Raw genomic sequence first — 394 nt, forward strand, 5'->3', positions numbered from 1 at the left:
CATTAGACGGGCGTCGGCGACGCCCGGGTTGTCGATGACCACCTGATAGGACGCCGGGGTGAACACTCGCAGCAAGTAGGCGGGTAGGTCAATTCGCCGAGCTGCCGCGGACATCGGGTCGGCACCACCGGGGGCAAGATCAGGATGCTTTCCCAGGAAATATTTCGCGCCCTCCAACTCCAGTGTGTAGTAGCCGGGGGGGAGCCCGTGCGACTTGGCAAAGTCACCCAACACTGTCCACCTCAACTGACTGAAGTTACGGTTGCGACGTCCAAGTCGGCCCGACTTGTGTGCCCAGTGCATCGCGATGGTGGGATCGGCGAGGCCCGGGTTATCGATGATCTGCTGGTAGGCCATCGGCGTATAAACGGGGGCGGGTCGTTTGGGCATGCTT

At 61.7% G+C, this 394-nt stretch carries 1 protein-coding gene; it reads right to left on the reverse strand.

Annotated features, from left to right (window positions below):
- On the reverse strand, positions 1-357 hold a 357-nt coding region (locus ACLQ25_RS32835), incomplete at its 3' end, for a hypothetical protein (protein WP_425734609.1).
- Between the last annotated feature and the right edge of the window lie 37 nt (positions 358-394).

Origin of the sequence: Micromonospora sp. DT44, from assembly GCF_049841635.1 — a bacterium.
Taxonomy (GTDB): Bacteria; Actinomycetota; Actinomycetes; order Mycobacteriales; family Micromonosporaceae; genus Micromonospora.